Source organism: Paraburkholderia sp. BR14374 (assembly GCF_040948685.1).
GTDB classification, from domain to species: domain Bacteria; phylum Pseudomonadota; class Gammaproteobacteria; order Burkholderiales; family Burkholderiaceae; genus Paraburkholderia; species Paraburkholderia youngii.
In genome coordinates this window covers 1-21,946 of the sequence record NZ_JBFPKF010000023.1, presented here as the reverse complement: position 1 = coordinate 21,946, position 21,946 = coordinate 1, and the positions used below count along the sequence as shown (strand labels likewise).

Annotated in this window: 21 protein-coding genes; 9 read left to right on the top strand and 12 right to left on the bottom strand. The window is 63.6% G+C overall.

The genetic code is table 11. From position 1 onward, the window contains the following. The first annotated feature begins 8 nt into the window (after nt 1-8). Both AB3X86_RS32790 and AB3X86_RS32785 read left to right on the top strand, forming a co-directional pair. Nucleotides 9-761, top strand: a complete 753-nt coding sequence (locus AB3X86_RS32790) for an IclR family transcriptional regulator C-terminal domain-containing protein (RefSeq protein ID WP_368599173.1) — start codon at nt 9-11, stop codon at nt 759-761. A 270-nt stretch (nt 762-1,031) separates the two neighbouring features. Then, nucleotides 1,032-1,241: a hypothetical protein gene (locus AB3X86_RS32785; protein WP_018432578.1), complete on the top strand. Its 210-nt coding sequence runs from the start codon at nt 1,032-1,034 to the stop codon at nt 1,239-1,241. Between the two features lie 151 nt (nt 1,242-1,392). On the opposite strand, the gene AB3X86_RS32780 is transcribed toward AB3X86_RS32785, so the two are convergent. Together AB3X86_RS32780 and AB3X86_RS32775 are read right to left on the bottom strand one after the other, a co-directional pair. Continuing rightward, entirely contained in the window at nt 1,393-1,671 is a 279-nt protein-coding gene (locus AB3X86_RS32780; protein ID WP_176110069.1) for a hypothetical protein, read from the bottom strand. A gap of 53 nt (nt 1,672-1,724) precedes the next feature. Beyond that, nucleotides 1,725-2,483, bottom strand: coding sequence for a Mut7-C RNAse domain-containing protein (locus AB3X86_RS32775; protein WP_368599172.1), 759 nt, complete (start codon nt 2,481-2,483; stop codon nt 1,725-1,727). Between the two features lie 93 nt (nt 2,484-2,576). Here AB3X86_RS32775 and AB3X86_RS32770 point away from each other — a divergent pair, with 93 nt between their 5' ends. Together AB3X86_RS32770 and AB3X86_RS32765 are read left to right on the top strand one after the other, a co-directional pair. Beyond that, the gene (locus AB3X86_RS32770) at nt 2,577-3,446 is read left to right on the top strand and encodes an NAD(P)-dependent oxidoreductase (protein WP_176110071.1); all 870 of its coding nucleotides are present in this window, start codon (nt 2,577-2,579) and stop codon (nt 3,444-3,446) included. 108 nt (nt 3,447-3,554) lie between these two features. Continuing rightward, entirely contained in the window at nt 3,555-4,190 is a 636-nt protein-coding gene (locus AB3X86_RS32765; protein ID WP_368599171.1) for a LysE family translocator, read from the top strand. A gap of 370 nt (nt 4,191-4,560) precedes the next feature. Here AB3X86_RS32765 and argC read toward each other — a convergent pair whose 3' ends face one another. The 3 genes from argC to AB3X86_RS32750 all read right to left on the bottom strand — a co-directional run bounded on the left by argC (nt 4,561) and on the right by AB3X86_RS32750 (nt 6,985). Continuing rightward, a complete protein-coding gene (argC, locus tag AB3X86_RS32760) occupies nt 4,561-5,508 on the bottom strand; it encodes an N-acetyl-gamma-glutamyl-phosphate reductase (protein WP_176124610.1) in 948 nt (315 codons plus the stop codon). 217 nt (nt 5,509-5,725) lie between these two features. Continuing rightward, the gene (locus AB3X86_RS32755) at nt 5,726-6,298 is read right to left on the bottom strand and encodes a flavodoxin family protein (RefSeq protein WP_176380117.1); all 573 of its coding nucleotides are present in this window, start codon (nt 6,296-6,298) and stop codon (nt 5,726-5,728) included. A gap of 90 nt (nt 6,299-6,388) precedes the next feature. After that, on the bottom strand, nt 6,389-6,985 hold the full coding sequence (locus AB3X86_RS32750) for a YbhB/YbcL family Raf kinase inhibitor-like protein (RefSeq protein ID WP_368599170.1): 597 nt from the start codon (nt 6,983-6,985) through the stop codon (nt 6,389-6,391). Nucleotides 6,986-7,254: 269 nt separating this feature from the next. Here AB3X86_RS32750 and AB3X86_RS32745 point away from each other — a divergent pair, with 269 nt between their 5' ends. Next, complete coding sequence (locus tag AB3X86_RS32745; RefSeq protein WP_368599169.1) at nt 7,255-7,944, top strand: response regulator; 690 nt, start codon at nt 7,255-7,257, stop codon at nt 7,942-7,944. Nucleotides 7,945-8,101: 157 nt separating this feature from the next. Here the strand turns inward: AB3X86_RS32745 and AB3X86_RS32740 are convergent, their stop codons facing one another. Beyond that, complete coding sequence (locus tag AB3X86_RS32740) at nt 8,102-8,788, bottom strand: orotate phosphoribosyltransferase (protein ID WP_368599168.1); 687 nt, start codon at nt 8,786-8,788, stop codon at nt 8,102-8,104. Nucleotides 8,789-9,051: 263 nt separating this feature from the next. Here AB3X86_RS32740 and AB3X86_RS32735 point away from each other — a divergent pair, with 263 nt between their 5' ends. Together AB3X86_RS32735 and AB3X86_RS32730 are read left to right on the top strand one after the other, a co-directional pair. Continuing rightward, nucleotides 9,052-10,296, top strand: coding sequence for an MFS transporter (locus AB3X86_RS32735; RefSeq protein ID WP_368599167.1), 1,245 nt, complete (start codon nt 9,052-9,054; stop codon nt 10,294-10,296). A 293-nt stretch (nt 10,297-10,589) separates the two neighbouring features. Next, complete coding sequence (locus AB3X86_RS32730; RefSeq protein ID WP_368599166.1) at nt 10,590-12,872, top strand: NADP-dependent malic enzyme; 2,283 nt, start codon at nt 10,590-10,592, stop codon at nt 12,870-12,872. A gap of 157 nt (nt 12,873-13,029) precedes the next feature. Here AB3X86_RS32730 and AB3X86_RS32725 read toward each other — a convergent pair whose 3' ends face one another. Beyond that, nucleotides 13,030-16,629: an indolepyruvate ferredoxin oxidoreductase family protein gene (locus tag AB3X86_RS32725; RefSeq protein ID WP_368599165.1), complete on the bottom strand. Its 3,600-nt coding sequence runs from the start codon at nt 16,627-16,629 to the stop codon at nt 13,030-13,032. A gap of 388 nt (nt 16,630-17,017) precedes the next feature. Here AB3X86_RS32725 and AB3X86_RS32720 point away from each other — a divergent pair, with 388 nt between their 5' ends. Further along, a complete protein-coding gene (locus AB3X86_RS32720; protein ID WP_368599164.1) occupies nt 17,018-17,212 on the top strand; it encodes a hypothetical protein in 195 nt (64 codons plus the stop codon). Between the two features lie 137 nt (nt 17,213-17,349). On the opposite strand, the gene hppD is transcribed toward AB3X86_RS32720, so the two are convergent. Continuing rightward, complete coding sequence (gene hppD / locus AB3X86_RS32715; protein WP_368588146.1) at nt 17,350-18,447, bottom strand: 4-hydroxyphenylpyruvate dioxygenase; 1,098 nt, start codon at nt 18,445-18,447, stop codon at nt 17,350-17,352. Nucleotides 18,448-18,636: 189 nt separating this feature from the next. Here hppD and AB3X86_RS32710 point away from each other — a divergent pair, with 189 nt between their 5' ends. Beyond that, a complete protein-coding gene (locus AB3X86_RS32710; protein ID WP_368599163.1) occupies nt 18,637-19,134 on the top strand; it encodes an Lrp/AsnC family transcriptional regulator in 498 nt (165 codons plus the stop codon). Nucleotides 19,135-19,232: 98 nt separating this feature from the next. Here the strand turns inward: AB3X86_RS32710 and AB3X86_RS32705 are convergent, their stop codons facing one another. From AB3X86_RS32705 to AB3X86_RS32690, 4 genes are all read right to left on the bottom strand, one after another. After that, complete coding sequence (locus AB3X86_RS32705; RefSeq protein ID WP_368599162.1) at nt 19,233-19,901, bottom strand: GNAT family N-acetyltransferase; 669 nt, start codon at nt 19,899-19,901, stop codon at nt 19,233-19,235. A 269-nt stretch (nt 19,902-20,170) separates the two neighbouring features. Then, a complete protein-coding gene (locus tag AB3X86_RS32700) occupies nt 20,171-20,782 on the bottom strand; it encodes a TetR/AcrR family transcriptional regulator (protein ID WP_176124623.1) in 612 nt (203 codons plus the stop codon). A 16-nt stretch (nt 20,783-20,798) separates the two neighbouring features. Further along, a complete protein-coding gene (locus AB3X86_RS32695) occupies nt 20,799-21,614 on the bottom strand; it encodes a DUF1835 domain-containing protein (protein WP_368599161.1) in 816 nt (271 codons plus the stop codon). A gap of 174 nt (nt 21,615-21,788) precedes the next feature. Beyond that, the coding region (locus tag AB3X86_RS32690) for a 2Fe-2S iron-sulfur cluster-binding protein (protein ID WP_368599199.1) at nt 21,789-21,946 on the bottom strand (158 nt) is incomplete at its 5' end.

Here is a 21,946-nt window from a genome sequence, read left to right as displayed (position 1 = left end):
CAAACGAAATGGACGACAAGGACTGGATCGCGGGCGCCGCGAAGGCGCTCGCGATCATCGAAGCATTCGACGAAGAACACGCGCGCATGACGCCGACGATGGTCGCCACGCGCACCGGCCTGTCACGGACGGCCGCACGCCGCTATCTGCTGACGCTGCGCGAGCTCGGCTACGTCGACACCGACGGCAAGCTGTTCTGGCTCGCACCCCGGGTGCTGCGGCTCGGGCAGTCTTACCTCGATTCGGCGCGGCTGCCGCGCACGGTGCAGCCGTTCCAGCAGCGGATCACCGCGACCGTGCAGGAAACCGCGCTGGTCGCGATCCTCGACGAACACGACGTCGTCTACGTCGCGCGCAACGGCGTGAATCGGGCGATGGCGGTCGGCTTCGTGACCGGCTCGCGCGCGCCGGCGCCGTTATTGTCGGCGGGGCTCGTGCTGCTCGCGTTTCAGCCGCCCGACAGCATCGACCCGTGGCTCGCGTCGTATCCGATCAAGGTTTTTACGCCGTACACCTATTCGACGGTCGACCGGCTCAGGGAAGTGCTCGGCGAAATCCGCCGCAACGGCTACGCGGTCACCGACCAGCAGCTCGAGATCGGGGTGCGCGGCGTCGCGGTGCCGTTGTGCGACCGGCGCGGTACGGTGGTCGCGGCGATCAGCGTCAGCATGCCGATCGGCGACGAGTCGGCGAACGCCGCGCTGCACCGCGTTTTGCCGGCGCTGCAGGAGACCGCGAGCCTGCTGCGGAACCTTGTTTGAGCGCGGCGAAGCGGTCGGCGAGGCGCGCGGCAGGTGGCTTCACGGGGGAGTTGGTAGTGTCCCTGGTGCAACTTGCAGGTCGATGCAAGCACGTTGAAAGCAGGCTGTCTCCCGGAAAATACATATCGAGTTTTGCGCATGACAAACCGCCTACGCTTGGGTAATACTCTCCCGCGGGGAGCACAAGGCGCCTCGAAGTCCGGCCCGCTCTACCGTACAGCTGTTGTATTCATTCACATTGACTAAGTCGTCTGGTTTGGGGATCAACACATGAAAAAAGTTATCGTCTCGCTCGCAGCCGCCTCGATCGCACTCGTTTCCGTTCAGGCTTTCGCACAGGCATCGGATGCCGCAGCTACGGAAGCAGCAAGCGCACCGAAGAAGCACCACATCAAGCAACTGAAGACCCACGGCAAGAAGGCACACGTTTCCGCTGCAGCTTCGGCCGCTGGCACGAACGACAAGGGCACGCAGAACTAAGCCGACGCCCGCTCGTCGGGTGTGCCATACCGCTGCACCGGGCCGCTTGCCGGTCGATGCAGCCGGTGAAGGCAGATGCGTTGCAAGCAAAAAGGCCAGAGCTCGCGCTCTGGCCTTTTTGCTTTTGCGGCGAATATTGCGCGCGGGGAGATCAGCCCGCGAGCCCGCGCCGGATCACTTCATCGAGCAAACCGTTCAGGCCGTCCGGATGCGTGGCGGCGCGCGTTTTCAATTCTTCAACCAGCCCGCTATTGAGCTTGCACGCGAACGGGACGAGGCCTTGCGCCTGATCGAGCTTGCGCTGCTCGCGCCGGTCGACTTTCGGCTCGGTCGCCGCGTTCTTGCCGCCGCGGTTCGCGGCCGCCTGCTTCATCGCGTTGCCCAGTTTCAGCGCCTTGTTCTTTTCAAGGTCGGTTTTTTTCATCGCCATCGGAAAGGCCTCTGCCAAATAGATCAACCCGCATTGTACGCAAGCGCGCGACGTCAGCCGACTCGCTCCGGCGCGCTGGCGGAGACGCTGTCCATCAACGCACGCATCCTCCGCCAATGCGTGCCTTCCCAGAACACCCGTCCGCATACATCGCAGGTGACGAAGCGGCTATGCCGCTGCAGCACGCCGTGCGGCACACGCGGGCCGGCTTCCTCGCGCCCGATTCGCCGCAGCGGCGCGTTGCATACCAGGCATAGCCGGAACGGTTGCGCGCTGCGCGCGAGATCGAGCCGCTCGAACACTTCGCGTAACTGCTCGCGCGGCCGCAGCGCGCGCACATAGCAGCCATGCGTGATGTTGCGGCGTTTGAGCAGCTCGCGGTCGCGCGTCAGCACGATGCGCTGTTGCGCGGCGGCGAGCGCCTCGATATCGGCGTCGGGAAAGTGGTTGTCGTACAGCGTGTCGAAGCCCGCGAGCCGCAATAGTGGCGCGAGGCCGCCGAGATGCGCGTCGGCGATGAAGCGCATCACGCGCAACGGACGCTCGCGCACACGCAGCAGCGGCTGGATGTCGAGCGCCTCGAACTTTGGATAGACCGCGACGCGGTCGCCGTCGGCGAGCGGATAATCGAAACCGACCGACTCGCCGTTCACGAGGATCAGCTCGACCTCGGTATGCGGCACACCGAGCACTTCGATCATGTGCTTGGTCGTCGCGTCGCGCGCGCAGACGCAGGTGAACGCGCGCCGGCGCAGCGGCCGGGCGATGAAGTCGTTCAGCTCCTCGTAGAAGCGGAATGTCGCGGTGACCATGCCCGCAGTATCGCACCGCCGGGGCGGCGTGTTGTCCTGCGCGTGTCGCATGAGTGTGCTTTACTTCGGTTTCTTTAGAAGACGGAGCGATAGATGGACATCGGTTTTATCGGTCTCGGCGAGATGGGCGCCGCGATGGTTGCAAACATTCTGAAAGCCGGGCACCAGGTGCGCGTGTGGAACCGCTCGCCGGAGAAGGCTCAGCCGCTGGCCGCGCTGGGCGCGCAAGTGGTCGCCACGCCGGCTGAAGCGTTTGCGGGCGACGCCGTGTTCTCGATGCTCGCCGACGATGCCGCGCTGCGCGAAGTCATCACCGCGTCGCTGCTCGAACATGCGCCGCGCGGGCTGATCCACGCGAACATGGCGACGATTTCCGTGGCGCTCGCCGAGGAACTGGCGACTGCGCACGCGTCGCGCGGCGTGCACTATGTGGCCGCGCCGGTGCTCGGGCGGCCCGACGTCGCAGCCGCGGGCAAGCTGACGATCGTCGCGGGCGGCCCGGCCGAATCGATCGACCGGATCCAGCCGATTTTCGACGTGCTCGGCCAGAAGACCTGGCGCATCGGCTCGCTGCCGCAGCAGGCGAACGTGATGAAGCTGGCCGCGAATTTCATGCTCGGCGCGGCGATCGAGTCGCTCGGCGAAGCGGCCGCGCTCGTGACGGGCCACGGCGTCGGAATGCAGGACTTCCTCGATGTGATCACGAGCGGCCTGTTCCCGGGGCCGGTGTACTCGGGCTACGGCAAGCTGATCGCCGAGCAGCGCTTCGAACCGGCGCTGTTCAAGGCGCGTCTGGGACTGAAGGACGTGCGCCTCGCGCTCGCCGCCGCCGATGCGGTGACGACGCCGATGCCGGTCGCAAGCGTGGTGCGCGACAGCCTGATCGAGGCGATCGCGCACGGCGACGGCGAGAAGGATTTCGCGGTGCTGGGCCAAGTGGCCGCACGGCGCGCCGGCCGTTGATCGTGGCCGTCGATCGCCGCACGCGAGCGATCGACCCAATGTGACCGCATGGAGTCACGCTGGGCGGCAAGGCATAATGGCCGCCCGATTTCCCTACTCCCGACCTCGATGACTCTGCATACCTGGTGGCTGTTCGTCGCCACCGTTTTCATCGTTTCCGCGATTCCCGGTCCCAACATGCTGCTCGTGATGACGCACGGCGCCCAGCACGGCTTGCGCCGCGCGAGCGCGACGATGGCCGGCTGTCTGTCGGCGCTGGTGCTGATGCTGGCTGTATCGGCGGCGGGACTCGGCGTGTTTCTGGCGGCATGGCCGACCATGTTCAACGCACTGCGCATGATCGGCGCCGCCTACCTCGTGTATCTGGGCATCAAGGCATGGCGCGCGCCGGCCGACGAAGCCGCCGCGCAAACCGTCGACGATCTGGCGGTTAGGCCCGCGCGCTCGCGCTTCGCGCTGTTTCGCAACGGCCTTCTGGTCGCGAGCAGCAATCCGAAGGCGATTCTGTTCGCGGCCGCGCTGCTGCCCCAATTCATCGATGCCACCGAACCGAAGTTGCCGCAGTTCGGCGTGCTGCTCGCGACGTTCGCGTTGATCGAGGTCAGCTGGTATCTGGTGTACGCGGGTTTTGGTACACGCATCGGCGCGAAGCTGAAGAGCCGCAGCGTCGCGCGCATGTTCAACCGGCTGACGGGCGGTGTATTCGTGGGTTTCGGCGCGATGATGGCGCTTGTACGGCACTGATCACCGCGCCTGCGGGCAGACAAGGGGAAACTCAAGCGTATTTGTGTGACCGTTGTATGTTTGCAACATCGAGGGTCAACCCTAATTTGCATGTTGCAACGCACCAAGCGGTTTGCTATAGTACGTCTTGTCTCCTCCATGTCTCCTCTGATATGGATTCAGCCCGCCAACCTAGGCGGGCTTTTTTTTGCCCGGAATTCGCCGCGTGTGCGCAAAGCGCCGCCGCCGCAAGCGCAGAAAATCAAGCTCAGAACTTATACGACGCGGCCACGAAAGAAGTGACCCGGGTTCGCGGTATTAAAACGAAAAAGCCGGTCTTTATAGACCGGCTTTTTCGTAGGCTCGCAGCGAGGCTCGCGGGTCGACTCGCTTAGCGTTTCAAACCGCTGTCTTCGGTCGCGCCGATCGCGAGATTCATGCACTGGATCGCCGCACCCGACGCGCCCTTGCCGAGATTGTCCAGACGCGCGACGGTCACGAAGCGCTCCTCATTGCCGAACACGAACAGGTCGACACGATTGGTGTCGTTGTTCGCCTGCACGTCGAAGAAGCCATTGTCGAGGTTCGCGTCGGCGTCGAACGGTGCGACGTGCACGAATGCTTCGCCTGCGTAGTACTCGGCGAACAGAGCCTGCACGTCCTGCGGTGTCGTCTTCTTCGCGAGCTGGCCCGGCGAGAAGTACGTGGTGACCGCGAGGCCCTTGTAGAAGTCGCCAACGATCGGCGTGAAGATCGGCGCCGACTTCAGGCCCGTATGCGCGGCCATTTCCGGCAGATGCTTGTGCGTGAGGCCGAGCGCGTACGGGCGCGGGCTCTTCAGCCTGTCGTTGCCGCCGGCTTCGTAGTCGGCAATCATCTTCTTGCCGCCGCCGCTGTAGCCGGTGATCGAGTAGGCATGCGCGGCGAACTCGGGCGCGACGACGCCGCCTTCGACGAGCGGGCGCATCGCGAGCACGAACGCCGAGGCGTGGCAGCCCGGCACGGCGATGCGTTTGGCGGTGCGCAGCCGCTCGCGCTGCGAACGGGCCAACTCAGGCAGGCCGTAGGCCCAGTCGGGCGAGGTACGGAATGCGGTACTCGCGTCGATCAGCACCGTGCGGTCGTTCTCGACGAGCGAAGCAGATTCGCGCGAGGCGACATCGGGCAGACACAGGAACGTGACGTCCGATGCGTTGATGAGACGACGGCGCTCGTCCAGGTCCTTGCGCTTCGCTTCTTCGATACGCAGGATTTCGACGTCAGCGCGCTGCGACAGGTATTCAAAAATCTTCAGGCCGGTCGTGCCTTCCTGTCCGTCGACAAAAACTTTCGTGCTCATCTCACTCTCACTCGCTGGAAACGGGGCGCGACGCCGCGCCGGAACGTTATTTTAAGACGTCATCGCCGCGATCGTGCGGTGCAGCGCGAAAAAACGACGATGCGCGCGCAACGTGACATCGGCGTGACCCGTTGCGCGGCAAATGCGGGCTGATGACCGAAGATGCACTACAGATGCGGCGCGACGCCGCTTCGGCGCCGTTCAGACCGCTCTGCCATCAACCGCGCGCCGCGATCCAGCGCGCGGTGACGCCCGCGATGCGCGCGCCGAACAGGCGCGCGGTTTCGAGATCGCCCGGCGGCGGCGCTTCGTCGGGCGACGCATCGGCCGCCGATTGCGTGAGCAGGCCGGTAAAGCCGCCGACGAAGTTCAGATCGTTGCGCGTCGCGGCCTTCGTGTTCGACGGCATCATGCCGGTGCCCGCCCAGATCATGCTGTGCTGCATCGCCAGCGTGACGAAGTACTGGATCGTCGAGAACTTGTCGCCGTTCATCGTCGCCGAGTTGGTGAAGCCGGCCGCGATCTTGTCTTTCCACGCCTGCGCGAACCACGGTTTCGAGCTCGCATCGGCGAACTTCTTGAAGTCGGCCGACGGGCCGCCCATGTAGGTCGGCGCGCCGAAGATCAGCGCGTCGGCGGCGGCGAGTTCGTCCCACGAGGCGTCGTCGAGGTCGCCCACCGGCATCAACTTCGCGTGCGCACCGGCTTCAAGCGCGCCCGCGAGCACGGCTTCGGCGACCTTCTTCGTATGGCCGTAGCCGCTGTGATAAACGATGACGATCTTCGACATGGACTGCTCCAGCAAGGCGACCCGGAAGGTGATGGGAGACGAAACCCGATGAGGCGAGGCGGCGCGCCATGACGACCGCGCTGGCCGCCACTAGCGCCCGAAATTGACGACCAGCTTCGCGCTGCCGATCGCGGCCGTGCCGATCTCGTGATCGAACATCAACGCAGGACGCCCTTGCGCGAGACGCAGATCGGCCGAGTTCAGCGCGTACACGGTGATGATATAGCGATGCGGTTTGCCGGGCGGCGGGCACGGGCCGCCATAGCCGTCGGTATCGAAGTCGTTGCGCGCTTCGACCGCGCCGAGCTTGCGCAGGAAACCGGACGAACTGGCATTCTCGGGCAGGCTGTCGACCGTGGCCGGGATGCCCGCGACCGCCCAATGCCACCAACCGCGCCCAGGCGCGTCCTCGTCGAACATCGTGATCGCGAAGCCGCGCGTGCCGGCAGGTGCGGCGCGCCATGAAAGCTGCGGTGACCGGTTGCCGCCCTTGCAGTCGCTCTGGTCGAACACCTGCGCATTCTGCACGGCGCCGCCCGCGCGCACACTCGCGCTCGTCAGCGTGAACGGCTCGTCGGCGCGGGCACCGGCACTATGCGCCGCCAATAGTGCGAGCATCGCACCGACGGCGAGCGATCGATGCCACCAGGATGAAGCCAACGAAACAACCAGGCACCGCACGCGCATATGCCGGTTCTCCTGTCAGGGCGCGAGGCGCGGGTCCTCGCGATGGTCGTTGTCCTGAATTGTGCCCCAAGGTCGAAGAAAGTCTAACACCAGCGCTGATTAGCTCTGCGACGCAATCTGTTCGCGTCCCGCGGAATTAGCAGATAGGAAATCAGCTATAGTAAGAGGATTATCGGGCGACCCTGGCTGTATTCATCTCGTTTAAATAGCGAGCGTCGAAAGAAGTGTTAGAAGTTGTGGAGACCGGTTTATCCGTCCAGAGGAGGACGATGCAAGTTTCACTCAGGGTCGTGGTGGCAGACGATCATCCGGTTATTCTGTTTGGTGCCGAAAATGCGCTTCACAAATTTCCCGGTATGCAAGTCGTTGGGCGCGCAAGACAGTCGACTGAACTCATCAAATTGTTGCAATCCATCGGATGCGACGTGCTCGTCACCGACCTGGCCATGCCGGGCGGTCAGTACGGCGATGGCTTGCAGCTGATCGACTATTTGCGCCGCAATTTTCCGAACCTGCCCATTGTCGTGCTCACCATGCTCGAGAACGCCGCCTTACTGAAACGGCTCAAAGAGCTTGGCGTGACGTCGGTCGTGAACAAGTCGGACGATCTCAGCCATATTGCGCTTGCGGTGCAGCACGTCGGCCGTCGCATGACCTATATGAGTCCGTCGGTGAAGGCGGTGCTCGAAGGGTTGCGGGTCAATTCGGCCGGCAAGCGCGACGACTCGAAGCTGTCGAGGCGCGAACTCGAAGTCGTGCGGCTGTTCGTATCGGGTATGACGATCAAGGAAATTTCGGAGCGTTTGAATCGCAGCATCAAGACGATCAGCACGCAGAAAAATGCAGCCATGCGCAAGCTCGGAATCGATCGCGACTCCCAACTATTCCAGTATGCGCAGAGCAATGGTCTGCTGAATCTGTCGTCGAACGCGGCCAGGAACGTCGCGAACGATTCCTGATATCGCGCCTCGTTTTGGCCGCCGCGTAATCGGCGAAAGGTAATCGGCAATATGCAATCGGCGATAAAAAAGCCGCCTGTTTCGCAACAGGCGGCTTTCTTATTCAATTCGCATAAAGTGGCTACGTTTTTATTGTCACTGCTTTACCGCGATGGCTTTATTGCGGCGCAGACGTCGCACCACCATGCGCCGCGGACCATTCGGCCGGCGCGTGCAGGAATTTCTCCACTTCGTCGATTGTGTTCGTGTCGAAGTAGTTGTTTTGCTTCGCTACGCGCAGCACGTCCCACCACGTGGCGAGCGCGTGCAGATCGACGTCGATGTCTTTCAGCACCGACACGCTTTCCTTGAAGATGTTGTAGTGGAACAGCACGAAGCAGTGGTTCACCGTCGCGCCGGCGGTGCGCAGTGCGTTGATGAAGTTGATCTTGCTGCGGCTGTCGGTCGTCAGGTCTTCGACGAGCAGCACGCGCTGGCCTTCGGTCAGCAGACCTTCGATCTGCGCGTTACGGCCGAAACCCTTCGGCTTCTTGCGCACGTACTGCATCGGCACCATCAGGCGGTCGGACAGCCATGCCGCGAACGGGATACCTGCGGTTTCGCCGCCGGCGACCGCGTCGATCTGCTCATAACCGACGTCGCGCAGGATCGTCGCTTCGGCCATTTCCATCAGGCCGCGGCGCACGCGCGGATACGAGATCAGCTTGCGGCAGTCGATATACACCGGGCTCGCCCAGCCGGACGTGAAAATATACGGTTTCTCCGCGTTGAAATGCACTGCTTGCACTTCGAGCAGCATTTTGGCGGTGGTGTCGGAGATCGTCTGGCGATCGAAGCCTGTCATGGGCGGATCCTTCTGAGTGAGCGGGGGAGAAGCGGGCGCCGGGCCCGGTGGCGCAGCAAGCGGGGTATGCCGCGCCATGCTGGGCGGGATACGCGGCCGGGGGAAGAGCAAAGACCGGCTTTTGCTGCGCGCGTGGGCCGTTATTTTACCTGAAATGGGTCGCACCGAGGAGGCCGTCGTACGCGCCGCCGCCCCCGGTGGGCGCTTCGGCGCGCGCATCGTCTTACCCACGCAGCCGCCTCCAGACCAACGGAATGCTTTCAATGAACGCCGCTCCATCCGCCTCAGCCTCCGCCACCGAAACCCGTTTTGCCGTCAAGCCGGGCCATGCGGGCCGCGCACTGCTCGCGTCGGTGCTGGGCTACGCGATGGACGGCTTCGATCTGCTGATCCTCGGCTTCATGCTGCCGGTGATCGCCGCCGACCTGCATCTGAGCTCGCCGCAGGCCGGCGCGCTGGTTACATGGACGCTGATCGGCGCAGTCGCGGGCGGCGTGCTGTTCGGCGTGCTCAGCGATTATTTCGGCCGCGTGCGCATGCTGACGTGGACGATCCTGATCTTCGCGGTGTTCACCGGCCTGTGCGCGCTCGCGCAGGGCTATACGGACCTGCTGGTCTACCGGACCATCGCCGGCATCGGGCTGGGCGGCGAATTCGGCATCGGCATGACGCTGGTCGCCGAAGCGTGGCCGGCGTCGCAGCGGGCGCGGGTGTCGTCGTATGTCGGTCTTGGCTGGCAAGTCGGCGTGCTGGCGGCCGCGTTGCTGACGCCGCTCCTGCTGCCGGTGATCGGCTGGCGCGGCATGTTCGCGCTCGGGCTGTTGCCGGCGGTCGTGTCGTTCTTCGTGCGGCGCCGCGTCGAGGAGCCGGCGCTTTTCAACCAACGCGTCGCGCGCGGCATGCGCAAGCTGCCGCTGAAACTGCTGTTCGTCGATGCGCGCACGATGCGCGCGAGCCTCGGCGTCATGATCCTGTGCTCGGTGCAGAACTTCGGCTATTACGGGCTGATGATCTGGCTGCCGAGCTATCTGTCGAAGACCTTCGGCTATTCGCTGACCAAATCGGGGCTATGGACCGCCGCGACGATTCTCGGCATGGCGGCCGGCATCTGGCTATTCGGCATCGCCGCCGACCGCTTCGGCCGCAAGCCGACGTTCCTGTTCTACCAGGCGGGCGCAGTCGTGATGGTGTTCGTCTATGCGCAACTGACGACGCCGATGGCGTTGCTGATCGGCGGCGCGGCGATGGGGGTGTTCGTGAACGGCATGATCGGCGGCTATGGCGCGCTGATTTCCGAGCTCTATCCAACCGATGCGCGCGCCACCGCGCAAAACGTGCTGTTCAACGCCGGCCGCGCAGTGGGCGGCTTTGGGCCGGTGGCGGTGGGCGCGCTGGCGGCGCGCTACTCGTTCGGCGCGGCGCTCGCGCTGCTCGCGTCAATTTACCTGCTCGACATCTTCGCGACACTATTTCTGATCCCTGAGCGACGCGGCGCCGAGCTCGACTGAGCGTGCCGCCGCCAACGGGCGGAAAAACACAGTTAGGTGCAGCGACTCCGCGTTTATAGCGGCTGTTTCGCCAATGGTGAGTTCTGTTAACCACTCAGTGCATCGACACTTCCGGGGTGTACACTGATCGACCCGCGAAGCACTCCGCATCGTCCCGTCTTCGTCGAGGTAAGTCATCGCGCCTTGCCGGGCGCGTGCGAAAACCGCCTCGGTCGGCTATCCATTCGACAGATGAAAACGCCGCAACGGTGTGGGGCGCCGGGTCCAATCACTTACGTCTCGCAGGCCTAGAAATGGACGAACAACTCAAGCAAAGCGCTCTCGCATATCACCAGAATCCGAAACCTGGCAAGATTTCGGTGACGCCCACCAAGCCGCTGTCGAACCAGCTGGATTTGTCGCTCGCATATTCGCCGGGCGTGGCTGCAGCCTGTATGGCGATTCACGAGGAACCGCTCGACGCGCAGAAGTACACGTCGCGCGGCAACCTGGTCGGCGTGATCACGAACGGTACAGCGGTGCTCGGCCTCGGCAATATCGGCCCGCTCGCCGCGAAGCCGGTGATGGAAGGCAAGGGGTGTCTGTTCAAGAAGTTCGCCGGCATCGACGTGTTCGACATCGAGCTCTCCGAATCCGATCCGGACAAGCTCGTCGAGGCGATCGCGATGCTCGAGCCCACGCTCGGCGGCATCAACCTCGAGGACATCAAGGCGCCCGAGTGCTTCTACATCGAGAAGAAGCTGCGCGAACGTATGAAGATTCCGGTCTTCCACGACGATCAGCACGGCACCGCGATCATCGCGTCGGCGGCGATCCTGAACGGCCTCAAAGTGGTCGGCAAGAAGCTCGACGAAGTGAAGCTGGTCTGTTCTGGCGCGGGCGCCGCCGCCATTGCGTGCCTGGATCTGCTCGTCAACCTCGGTCTGTCGAAGAAGAACATTATCGTCGCCGACTCGAAGGGCGTGATCTACGAAGGCCGCGGCAACCTCGATCCGTCGAAGGAGCGCTATGCGGCGCACACCGAAGCGCGCTCGCTCGCCGATGCGATCCGCGGCGCCGACGTGTTCCTCGGCTGCTCGAGCGCTGGCGTGCTGAAGCCGGAGATGGTCGCCGAAATGGGCTCGCAGCCGCTGATTCTCGCGCTCGCGAACCCCGAGCCGGAAATCCGTCCGGAAGAAGCGCGCAAGGTGCGCCCGGACTGCATCATCGCGACGGGCCGTTCGGACTACCCGAATCAGGTCAACAACGTGCTGTGCTTCCCGTTCATCTTCCGCGGCGCGCTCGACGTCGGCGCGACGACGATCACCGAAGAAATGAAGCTCGCCTGCGTACGCGCGATCGCCGAGCTGGCCGAGGAAACCGACCAGGGCGATGAAGTCGCGAAGGCGTACGAAGGCCACTCGCTCGAATTCGGTCCCGAATACCTGATTCCGAAGCCGTTCGATCCGCGCCTGATCATCAAGATCGCACCGGCCGTCGCGCAGGCGGCGATGGATTCGGGCGTCGCGACCCGTCCGATCCAGGACATGGACGCGTACCGCGAGCAACTCGGCGCGACCGTCTATCGGTCCGGCATGGTGATGCGTCCGGTGTTTGCGGCGGCGAAGGCGGCGCCGGCGCGCATCGTGTTCGCGGAAGGCGAAGACGAGCGTGTGCTGCGCGCCGCGCAGTTCGTGCTGCTCGAAAAGATCGCGAAGCCGATCCTGGTCGGCCGCCCGTCGGTGATCGAGATGCGTCTGAGGAAGATGGGCTCGAAGCTCAAGTGCGGCGAAGACGTCGAGATCGTCGATCCGGAAGACGATCCGCGCTATCACAAGAGCTGGCAGGCGTATCACGAACTCGGCGCGCGCGAAGGCGTGACGCCGGACGTCGCGAAGGCCGCGATGCGCAAGTTCAACACGCTGATCGGCGCGATCCTCGTGCATCTCGGGGATGCGGACGGCATGATCTGCGGCATGATCGGCCAGTACCACACGCACCTGAACTTCATCGAGCAGGTGCTCGGCAAGGCCGACAACGTCGAGAACTTCGCCGCGATGAACCTGCTGATGCTGCCGGGCCGTAACCTGTTCATCTGCGACACGTACGTGAACGAAGTACCGACCGCCGAGCAGCTCGCCGACATGACGATGCTCGCCGCGCGCGAAATCGAGAAGTTCGGTATCACGCCGAAGGTCGCGCTGCTGTCGAACTCGAACTTTGGCAGCGCGCCGTCGTCGTCGTCGCAGCGCATGGCCGCGGCGCGCAAGCTGATCACGCAACGTGCGCCGTCGCTCGAAATCGACGGTGAAATGCACGGCGACGCGGCGCTGTCGGAGACCATCCGCAAGGCCGCGTTTCCGGGCACGACGCTCGCCGGCGAAGCGAACCTGCTGATCATGCCGAACGTCGAAGCGGCGAACATCGCGTACAACCTGCTGAAGGTGGTGGGCGGCGAGGGCGTGACGGTCGGACCGTTCCTGCTCGGCGCGGAAAAGCCGGTGCATATCCTGACGCCGGCCGCGACCGTGCGCCGGATCATCAACATGACGGCGGTCGCTTCGGCGAACGCGCGCAAGTCGGTGAACGCGAAGTAACGTGCATCGCGCGGGGTTGAAGCGGGGGCGGCAGTAACGCGCGCGACGGCTTCGGTAAAGGCGCTACGGAATTGCGGTTCCGTGGCGCTTTTTTTGCGTCCGAAAAAAGCGGCGGTCCGTGAAGACCGCCGCTTTTCAGTTCAACTGCCAGAGTCGATCAGGCCGCGTGCTGCGTCGTCTTGCCTGCATCGGACGAACGCCAACGCGTGAGCAGCTCGTTCCACTTGATGCGCACGCCTTTCAGGTTGTTCTCCTTCACGTGCCCATAACCGCGGATGCCGTCGGGCAGGTTCGCGAGCTCGACCGCGAGATCGCGCTTCTGCGCAGTCAGCCCGCGGATCAATTCACGCACCAATGCCTCGTATTCGCCGATCAGCGCGCGCTCGGTGCGTCGCTCCTCGGTGTTGCCGAACACGTCGAGCGCGGTGCCGCGCAGGAACTTGAGCTTTGCGAGCACGTGCATCGCGCGGAACATCCACGGACCGTACTTCTTCTTCACCAGATGGCCGTGCGCGTCCTTCTTCGATAGCGTCGGCGGCGCGAGATGCAGATGCAGCTTCCAGTCGCCTTCGAACGTCGCGTTCAGCTTTTCGATGAACGCCGGGTCGCTGTAGAGACGCGCGACTTCGTATTCGTCCTTGTACGCCATCAGCTTGTGCAGGTTCTTGGCGACCGCTTCGGTCAGCGGCATTTGGCCGTCGGCGGAATCGAGCGCTTCTTCCGCGGCCCGCACCTGCGACACCAGCGCGCGATAGCGCTGCGCATACGCACTGTTCTGCCAGGCGGTCAGGTAGTCGGCGCGCTTGTCGATCAGCGTGTCGAGCGCCTTCGGCGTATGCAGTGCGATGATCTTGCCGCTTGCGCTGTCGGCCGACTCGCCGCGTCCCTGCGATTGCGTGAGCTCGCGTACCGCGGCCAGATCGTGCGCGGCACGCCGGCCCCATTCGAACGCGGCGCGGTTTTTCTCCACCTGCACGTTGTTCAGCTCGATCGCGCGAATCAGCGACTCGTGCGTGAGCGGCACCCAGCCGCGCTGCCACGCGTAGCCGAGCACGAACGGGTTCGTGTAGATCGCGTCGCCTAGCAGCGCGACGGCAAAGTGATTCGCGTCGACGGCCGAGACGTTGTCGTTCCCCGCTGCGGCACGCACGTCGGCTTCGGTGCTGCTGCCGGGGAAGCGCCAGTTCGGATTCTTGATCAGCTCGGCGGTCGGCGTGTGCGCGCTGTTCAGCACCACGCGCGTGCGATCCGCCTGCATCCGCGACACGCACTCGTCGCTGGCGGTCACGATCGCGTCGCAGCCGATCACGAGGCTCGCTTCGCCCATTGCGATGCGTGTCGCATGGATGTCGGCCGGCTGGTTCGCGATCTGCACGTGGCTCATCACGGCGCCGCCTTTCTGCGCGAGGCCGGTGACGTCGAGCACGGTGACACCCTTGTTCTCGAGATGCGCGGCCATGCCGAGCAGCGCGCCGATCGTGACGACGCCGGTGCCGCCGACGCCCGTCACCAGCACGCCGTACGGACGCTCGATCGACGGCAGCTCGGGGTCCGGCACCGGCGGCATTTCGGTGCCGGCGCCCGACGCAGTCTTCGGCTTGCGCAACTGGCCGCCTTCAACGGAGACGAAGCTCGGGCAGAAGCCGTTCACGCACGAGAAGTCCTTGTTGCAGGTCGACTGGTTGATCTGGCGCTTCGTGCCGTACTCGGTGTCGAGCGGTTCGACCGACAGGCAGTTCGACTTCACCGAGCAGTCGCCGCAGCCTTCGCACACCGCCTCGTTGATCACGACGCGCCGTGCCGGATCGGGATACGCGCCGCGCTTCCTGCGACGGCGTTTTTCGGTCGCGCAGGTCTGGTCGTAGATCAGGATCGTGGTGCCGGGAATCTCGCGCAACTGGCGCTGCACGTCGTCGAGCTGGTCGCGGTGATGAATGTCGACACCGGGCGCGAGGCCGACATTCGCCGCGTATTTCTCCGGCTCATCGGTGACGATGACAATTTTCGCCGCGCCCTCGGCGGCGAGCTGATGCGTGATCTGCGGCACGGTCAGTACGCCGTCGACCGGCTGGCCGCCCGTCATCGCGACCGCGTCGTTGTACAGCAGCTTGTAGGTGATATTCGCCTTCGATGCGATCGCCGCGCGAATCGCGAGCAGCCCCGAGTGGAAGTAGGTGCCGTCGCCGAGATTGGCGAACACGTGCTTGTCGTTCGTGAACGGCGCCTGGCCGATCCACGCGACGCCTTCGCCGCCCATCTGGCTGAACGTGCTGGTGCTGCGGTCCATCCAGACGGTCATGTAATGACAGCCGATGCCGGCCATCGCGCGCGAGCCTTCCGGCACATTGGTCGACGTGTTGTGCGGGCAGCCCGAGCAGAACCACGGCTTGCGCTCGACTTCGACGCGCGGCCGCGCGAGCGCTTTTTCCTTCGCCTCGATCACCGCGATGCGCGCGGCGATCCGGGCGCGCACGTCCGACGGCAGATCGAATTTGTCCAGCCGCGTGGCGATTGCCTTCGCGATGATCGCGGGCGACAGCTCGTAGTGCGCCGGCAGCAGCCAGTTGCCCATCGGCACCGACCATTCGCCGCCGGCGCCGTCCTTTTCGTCGAACTTGCCGAACACGCGCGGGCGTTGCGCGTCGGGCCAGTTGTACAGCTCTTCCTTGATCGCGTATTCGAGGATCTGGCGCTTTTCCTCGACCACGAGAATTTCGTCGAGACCGCGCGCGAAGGCCTGCGCGCCTTGCGCTTCGAGCGGCCACACGCAGCCGACCTTGTACAACCGGATGCCGATGCGCGAGCAGGTTTCGTCGTCGAGACCGAGGTCGGTCAGCGCCTGACGCACGTCGAGATAGGCCTTGCCGCCGGTCATGATGCCGAAGCGCGCGTGCGGCGAATCGATTTCGACACGGTCGAGCTTGTTCGCGCGCACGTAGGCGAGGCCGGCGTACCACTTGTAGTCGAGCAGACGCGCTTCCTGCACGAGCGGCGGATCGGGCCAGCGGATGTTCAGCCCGCCATCGGGCATCACGAAGTCTTCCGGCAGGATGATGCTGGTGCGGTGCGGGTCGATATCGACCGATGCGGACGATTCGACCACGTCGGTCACGCACTTCATCGCGACCCAGAGGCCCGAATAGCGGCTCATCGCCCAGCCGTGCAGGCCGAAGTCCAGATATTCCTGCACGTTCGACGGAAACAGCACCGGCAGTCCGCACGCCTTGAAGATGTGTTCGGACTGGTGCGCGAGTGTCGAGGATTTGGCCGCGTGATCGTCGCCGGCAAGCACCAGAACGCCGCCGTGCCGCGACGAGCCGGCCGAGTTGCCGTGCTTGAAGACGTCACCGGAGCGGTCGACGCCGGGGCCCTTGCCGTACCACATCGAGAACACGCCGTCGTATTTGGCGCTCGGGTACAGGTTGACCTGCTGCGAACCCCACACGGCGGTGGCCGCGAGGTCTTCGTTGACGCCTGGCTGGAACACGACCTGATGCGCGGACAGATGCTTTTTGGCTTTCCACAGCGACTGGTCGAGTCCGCCGAGCGGGGACCCGCGGTAGCCGGAGATGAAGCCGGCCGTATTGAGGCCAGCGGCGCGGTCGCGTTCCTGCTGCAGCATCGGCAGACGCACCAGCGCCTGGATGCCGCTCATGTAAGCGCGGCCGCGATCGAGGGTGTATTTGTCGTCGAGCGTGACGGAAGACAACGCGGCTTCGAGCGAGGCTCGCTGACCTGCGTCTAGCGGGGCATTCATTATGTGTACTCCTCCACTTCAGCTTGGGATCACCAAAACTTTTCTGGCCCCCGGCATCTCGTGAATGCTGGGGCCGGGGTCGTCATATTGACGGGTTTCAAGCGATGGTAGCACTGGTGGAAACCCGCCGCAGCGGATCAGAAATCGCCCGCGCCGAGTCTGATTTCAGACCGTTTCGCTGCAAGTTGGCCGCGCGTTGTCAGCAGTTGGCGCGGATTTTCCGCGGAATCGAGTTAGGTTGTGCTTGCGCATGTAACAAGCTGTAAAACCTACAAATATGCGGAACCGCAGTGAAAACCACTGTCTAATCCCCGACCTGCGAGCGATACCGATCGCTGCGCATTTTGCGCAGCTTCTGGACAGCAGGGCAGTTAGAAAAGGAGTACGCATGAACACAAGAAACATCCAGACGTTCCTGATGGTTTCCGCCGCATTCTTCGCGATGAGCGCGCCGATGCACTCGAATCCGGGCAGTACGGGGGCGCTGTCGAACGCGATCATGCGCACGGCGCAGGTAGCGCCGGCGCAGGTCGGAACGGTCGACGGTGCGACCGGCAGCAATGAGTACAGGCAGAATTCATGACGCGCCACATCGCGCGCGTCTTGTGACAACCGGCCGCCGTTTCGAAGAGAGCGGCGGCGTGCAACGTGAAAGGGCGAGGATCCTGCGATCCTCGCCCTTTTTTCTTCTGCGCGCCGATCAGGCGCGAGTCACCGCGATCAGGTCTTGTCCTGCACGACGCCGCGGCGAATCTGGTCGAGCTCGATCGATTCGAACAGCGCCTTGAAGTTGCCCTCGCCGAAGCCCTGATTGCCCTTGCGCTGGATGATCTCGAAGAAGATCGGGCCGATCTGGTTTTCGGTGAAGATTTGCAGCAGCAGATCGTCCGGCGCGCCGTCGATCAGAATCTTGCGCTTGCGCAGTTCCTCGAGCGGCTCGCCATGATTCGGCACGCGCCGGTCGACGAGTTCGTAGTAGGTGTCGATCGTGTCGAGCAGCGAAATGTTCGACGCGCGCAGGCCGTCGACGGTGCGGTAGATGTCGCTGGTGCCGAGCGCGATGTGCTGGATGCCTTCACCGTGGTACGCGTCCAGATATTCCTGGATCTGACCGGCCGTGTCCGAGCCCTCCTCGTTGATCGGAATGCGGATCTTGCCGCACGGCGAAGTCATCGCCTTCGACTTCACGCCCGTCACCTTGCCCTCGATGTCGAAGTAGCGCACCTCGCGGAAGTTGAACAGGCGCTCGTAGAATTCGGCCCATTCCTGCATGCGGCCGCGATGCACGTTGTGCGTCAGGTGATCGATATAGGTCAGGCCGTGGCCGACCGGATTGGGGTTCGCGCCGGGAAGCGGTTCGAAGTCGACGTCGTAAATGTCGATGTCACCGATGCTGTTCGGCGCCGCGCCGTTCTTGCCGCGCCAGCGGTCGACGAAATAGATCAGCGAATCGCCTATGCCTTTGATCGCCGGGATGTTCAGCTCCATCGGGCCTGTCTTGTTGTCGAATCCCCACGCGCCTTTTTCGAGCGCTTGAGCGTAAGCCTTCGCGGCGTCCTGCACGCGAAACGCAATCGCGCAGATCGATGGGCCATGCAAGCGCGCGAAGCGCTGCGCGAACGAATGCTTCTCGGCATTGACGATGAAATTGATGTCGCCCTGACGATACAGCGTCACGTCCTTGTGACGATGTCGCGCGACGGCGGTGAAACCCATCCGTTCGAACAGTTTGCCGAGCGCTTTCGGGTCCGGCGCCGTGTATTCGATGAATTCGAAGCCGTCGGTGCCGACCGGATTTTCCCAAGTAGAAACCTGCATTGTCTGTCTCCAATCCCATGCAAAGGGGTTGCCGAGGCGCGCTGGCGGTGAGCGCGCGGGACGGTCGGCTGAGCGCGACCGGATAGGGCAAGTGTAGAACTGTGATGGAGGCAAGAACTTGCGAACTTAATCGCGCGTCGCTATTGTCGAGCTACTTTATGGCTCGATTCGAGCGAGACGTGGCAGAACATGGCTAATACCGAGATAGATGCGATCGATCGACGCATTCTGGCGATCCTTCAGGAAAACGGCCGGCTGTCGAATCAAGAGATAGCGGAGCGGATCAATCTGTCGCCGAGTCCGTGCCTGCGGCGGATTCGCCGGCTCGAGGAAAGCGGCGTGATTCGCGGCTACGTCGCGCTACTCGACGCGCAGCGTCTCGGACTCGACCTGCTTGCGTATGTCAACGTGCGGCTGGAGAAGGGCGGCGGTCGCGCGTTCAGTCCGCATGGCGATGCCACCCACGCCGATCTGTTCGGCGCGGCCGTGCAGACGTGGCCCGAAGTGGTCGCGTGTCACGCGATGACGGGGGAGATGGATTATCTGCTGCGCGTCCAGGTCGAGGACATGGCGCACTTTTCGCGCTTCGTCCAGGATCAATTGCTGCGGCATCCATCGGTGATCGATGTGAAATCGAGCTTTTCGCTCGAAAAAATCAAGGAAACGACAGCTCTGCCCATTTTGTAGGCTTCACGCGTAACGCCCTGCGCATGGCGTTGATTTGGTACAGATAGAAAAAGGGCGACCTTGCGGCCGCCCCAGTCTAATTTCCCCGTAGCGATTGTTCAGGCAGCGACAGCCACCGGCATGAACGACTCGAACAGCCGCGATGCCTGGCGCGCGTGGCGCTTGAGTGCGTAGTCGAACACGGCGGCCTGCTCCTGCAGCATTTCCGCGAGGATGCTCGACTGATCTGCCGGCGACAGCGTCAGATAGGCGTCGGCTTCACCGTACGCGTATTCGATCTTCATACCGGCCTTTTTGGCGATGTGCATCATGGTCGAGTTGCGCGCCAGGCAGTGGATGTAGAGCGTCGTCACATGCGTGTTGCGGCTGCGGATCGCGGCGCGCTCGAACAGCTTCGAGCCGATACCGATGCCACGCGCGCTTTCGAGCACCGAGACGCCGAATTCGGCGGTGCGCTTGTTGCCTTCGGCCGGCAGGTAGGCCAGATGGCCGACACCGCTCAGTTCCAGCTTGCTGTTGAACACGCCGAACACGGTGTCGCGCGTGAAGTCGATCGTGCGCACGTAGTTTTCGATCACGTGGTTCGGCACAGCCTGGCCGAAGCGCAGCAGTCGGTCTTCTTCGTCGAGCGCGAGGAAGTGCGTGAGCAGGCGTTCGCGATCGACCGCGGTGAGTTCTCGGACCAGAACGTGCGCGCGTCCAGCAGACAGCGACGCGCGGTCGTTCGGCGCGATCGGCTCGGTGGTGCGAAGGCTCAGCGTGTTCATGGTCGGGTTCTCCTTTTAATCAGGCGGTGTTGTGCACCGCAAAACCGATTTTAGCGGAAATCCAAGCCATTCACTAGGGAAAACCCGTATCAAAAATTGAGGTGACTACCTAGACCGCGGGAGCCCTAAATTTAGTCAATTGATTTTTAAAGGAAATGCAAAATGAACGCACGTTCGGGACACGATGCCGCATGCATCCCCGGAGCTGACATATTTCGTTTGAATGTTGTTGCTTTGCATCATCCAAAGCGCCGGTTCGGACCGTCGTCTCACTTGACCGGCGCGGTGCCGAGACCATGCTCGACCATGCCGACCACCTGTTCGGCGAACTCGCTATAACCCATGCGGCCGTCCGGCTTGAGCCACGTGAAGGTCCAGTTGATCATGCCGAACACCATCATCGTCAGCGCGGTCTGGTTGTCGCGCGTCGCTCGTTCGGGGTAGGCGCGCGCGAGCTGCCGCGCGAACGCGGCGACCACGTCGCGCTGGCGGTTCAGGATGATCTCGCGCTGCGAATCGACCAGATACTTGACATCGTTCAACAGCGCGACGTGCCGGCTGTGCGACGTCTCATACTCGGACAGGAACGCGCGGATCAGCTCCGCGAAGGTTTCGCGCTCGCTCAGTTCGCGCCGCTGGCTTGACCCTTCCACCTCGGCGATGATCAGCATCAGCCGCTTCGTGTAGCGATCGAGCAGGTCGAACAGGATCGCTTCCTTGCTCTCGTAATAGTGATAGAGGCGCGCTTTGGAGGTGCCGCTCGCCGCGGCGAGATCGGCCATCGACGTGCTTGGGTAGCTGGTCTGCGCAAACTTCGCGGCGGCCAGTTCGAGAATCTGCTCGCGCTGGGTTTCGTGGTCGGGGGCTCGGGTGCGGGCCATAGTTGTCTGTTTTATCTTATTGGAGTGAGCTGGAAGCGGACGCCGCGCGCAGTTCGAGCGAGCGCCATTCGTTCGCGTCGCCACGCAGGTCGATGCGTCGTTGCGTCGCGAGTTCGCGCATGCGCCACAGCACGATGCTGTCGCTGGCGAGAAACCACAGTTCGGCGGTCATAACATAGGCGGCGACGCGCGCGGCGGGCTGCCAGTCGTCGCTTGCGCGTTCGAGGATCAGCGTGTCGAGTTCGGCAAAGCTGCCGCTCGTGAAGGTATTGTCACGCCAGCACCGCGTCTCGCCGTTCGCCTGCTTGACCTCCTGCCATTCGAGCGCGAGCCGGCTGATGCGCAGCACGGAAATCGGCGCGGCGTCTGACAGATGTGCATGCAATACGTCCGGTGCAAACATGCCGACCGATGTCGCGCGGTCCTTGCGCGTATGCGCCCACGCTTGCGGATCGGCGAGGTCGGCGATCGACAGACGCACTTCGTTCAAACGCTGCGGGCTGTTGCGCACCAGGTAGCAGACACGGCGCAGCATCAGCTGATCGGACGCGCTTTCGGCGTGCCACACAACGAGATTCGCGGTGTCGTTCGAGAGGCCGTCGAGCACTGCGGCCTGTTCGCGGAACTCGCGCACGAAGTCGCGCTGCGTGTCGGCGTGGACGCGTTCCCAGAAGTCGGCGCGCACGTACGGAGCGTCGTCGACGCCGCGTAGCGGGCCGACCGCCAGATCGTCGCGCAACGGCTGCACGCGGTCGTCGCGGCCCGCCTGGGCCAGCGCGGTACGCAGCGACTCGGCGGCGACGTCGCCGTTGGTGAGGTGAATCGTGCTCATGGGCAAGGGCTTGTTGTGACGCTTGCAGCTGTAACAAAAAGAGGCCGCTCGCCGACTGGAAACCGATGTCCCAATCGATGAGCGGCCCCTAGTGTAAGCGGATCGCGAAACGGCCGAAAGCGGCGCCGGCCGCTACTTGAAGCGAGTCCACGCCCTGCCACGAAAGCTCCAGGCTCAACGTTCGTCGTAACTGACGACGACCTTCTCGCTCACCGGATGACACTGGCACGTCAGCACGAACCCGTCGCGGACCTCGTGTTCTTCGAGCGTGTAGTTCTTTTCCATCTTCACTTCGCCCTCGAGCACCTTCGCGCGACACGTGCAGCACACGC

Excerpts from the sequence above, each read along its gene's own strand:
- AB3X86_RS32790 (WP_368599173.1), top strand. The coding sequence starts at position 9 with ATGGACGACAAGGACTGGATCGCGGGCGCCGCGAAGGCGCTCGCGATC.
- hppD (WP_368588146.1), bottom strand. The coding sequence starts at position 18,447 with ATGCAGGTTTCTACTTGGGAAAATCCGGTCGGCACCGACGGCTTCGAA.
- AB3X86_RS32740 (WP_368599168.1), bottom strand. The coding sequence starts at position 8,788 with ATGACAGGCTTCGATCGCCAGACGATCTCCGACACCACCGCCAAAATG.
- AB3X86_RS32775 (WP_368599172.1), bottom strand. The coding sequence starts at position 2,483 with ATGGTCACCGCGACATTCCGCTTCTACGAGGAGCTGAACGACTTCATC.
- AB3X86_RS32700 (WP_176124623.1), bottom strand. The coding sequence starts at position 20,782 with ATGGCCCGCACCCGAGCCCCCGACCACGAAACCCAGCGCGAGCAGATT.
- AB3X86_RS32705 (WP_368599162.1), bottom strand. The coding sequence starts at position 19,901 with ATGAACACGCTGAGCCTTCGCACCACCGAGCCGATCGCGCCGAACGAC.
- AB3X86_RS32750 (WP_368599170.1), bottom strand. The coding sequence starts at position 6,985 with ATGCGCGTGCGGTGCCTGGTTGTTTCGTTGGCTTCATCCTGGTGGCAT.
- AB3X86_RS32785 (WP_018432578.1), top strand. The coding sequence starts at position 1,032 with ATGAAAAAAGTTATCGTCTCGCTCGCAGCCGCCTCGATCGCACTCGTT.
- AB3X86_RS32695 (WP_368599161.1), bottom strand. The coding sequence starts at position 21,614 with ATGAGCACGATTCACCTCACCAACGGCGACGTCGCCGCCGAGTCGCTG.
- AB3X86_RS32730 (WP_368599166.1), top strand. The coding sequence starts at position 10,590 with ATGGACGAACAACTCAAGCAAAGCGCTCTCGCATATCACCAGAATCCG.
- AB3X86_RS32735 (WP_368599167.1), top strand. The coding sequence starts at position 9,052 with ATGAACGCCGCTCCATCCGCCTCAGCCTCCGCCACCGAAACCCGTTTT.
- argC (WP_176124610.1), bottom strand. The coding sequence starts at position 5,508 with ATGAGCACGAAAGTTTTTGTCGACGGACAGGAAGGCACGACCGGCCTG.
- AB3X86_RS32770 (WP_176110071.1), top strand. The coding sequence starts at position 2,577 with ATGGACATCGGTTTTATCGGTCTCGGCGAGATGGGCGCCGCGATGGTT.
- AB3X86_RS32745 (WP_368599169.1), top strand. The coding sequence starts at position 7,255 with ATGCAAGTTTCACTCAGGGTCGTGGTGGCAGACGATCATCCGGTTATT.
- AB3X86_RS32725 (WP_368599165.1), bottom strand. The coding sequence starts at position 16,629 with ATGAATGCCCCGCTAGACGCAGGTCAGCGAGCCTCGCTCGAAGCCGCG.
- AB3X86_RS32720 (WP_368599164.1), top strand. The coding sequence starts at position 17,018 with ATGAACACAAGAAACATCCAGACGTTCCTGATGGTTTCCGCCGCATTC.
- AB3X86_RS32755 (WP_176380117.1), bottom strand. The coding sequence starts at position 6,298 with ATGTCGAAGATCGTCATCGTTTATCACAGCGGCTACGGCCATACGAAG.
- AB3X86_RS32765 (WP_368599171.1), top strand. The coding sequence starts at position 3,555 with ATGACTCTGCATACCTGGTGGCTGTTCGTCGCCACCGTTTTCATCGTT.
- AB3X86_RS32710 (WP_368599163.1), top strand. The coding sequence starts at position 18,637 with ATGGCTAATACCGAGATAGATGCGATCGATCGACGCATTCTGGCGATC.
- AB3X86_RS32780 (WP_176110069.1), bottom strand. The coding sequence starts at position 1,671 with ATGGCGATGAAAAAAACCGACCTTGAAAAGAACAAGGCGCTGAAACTG.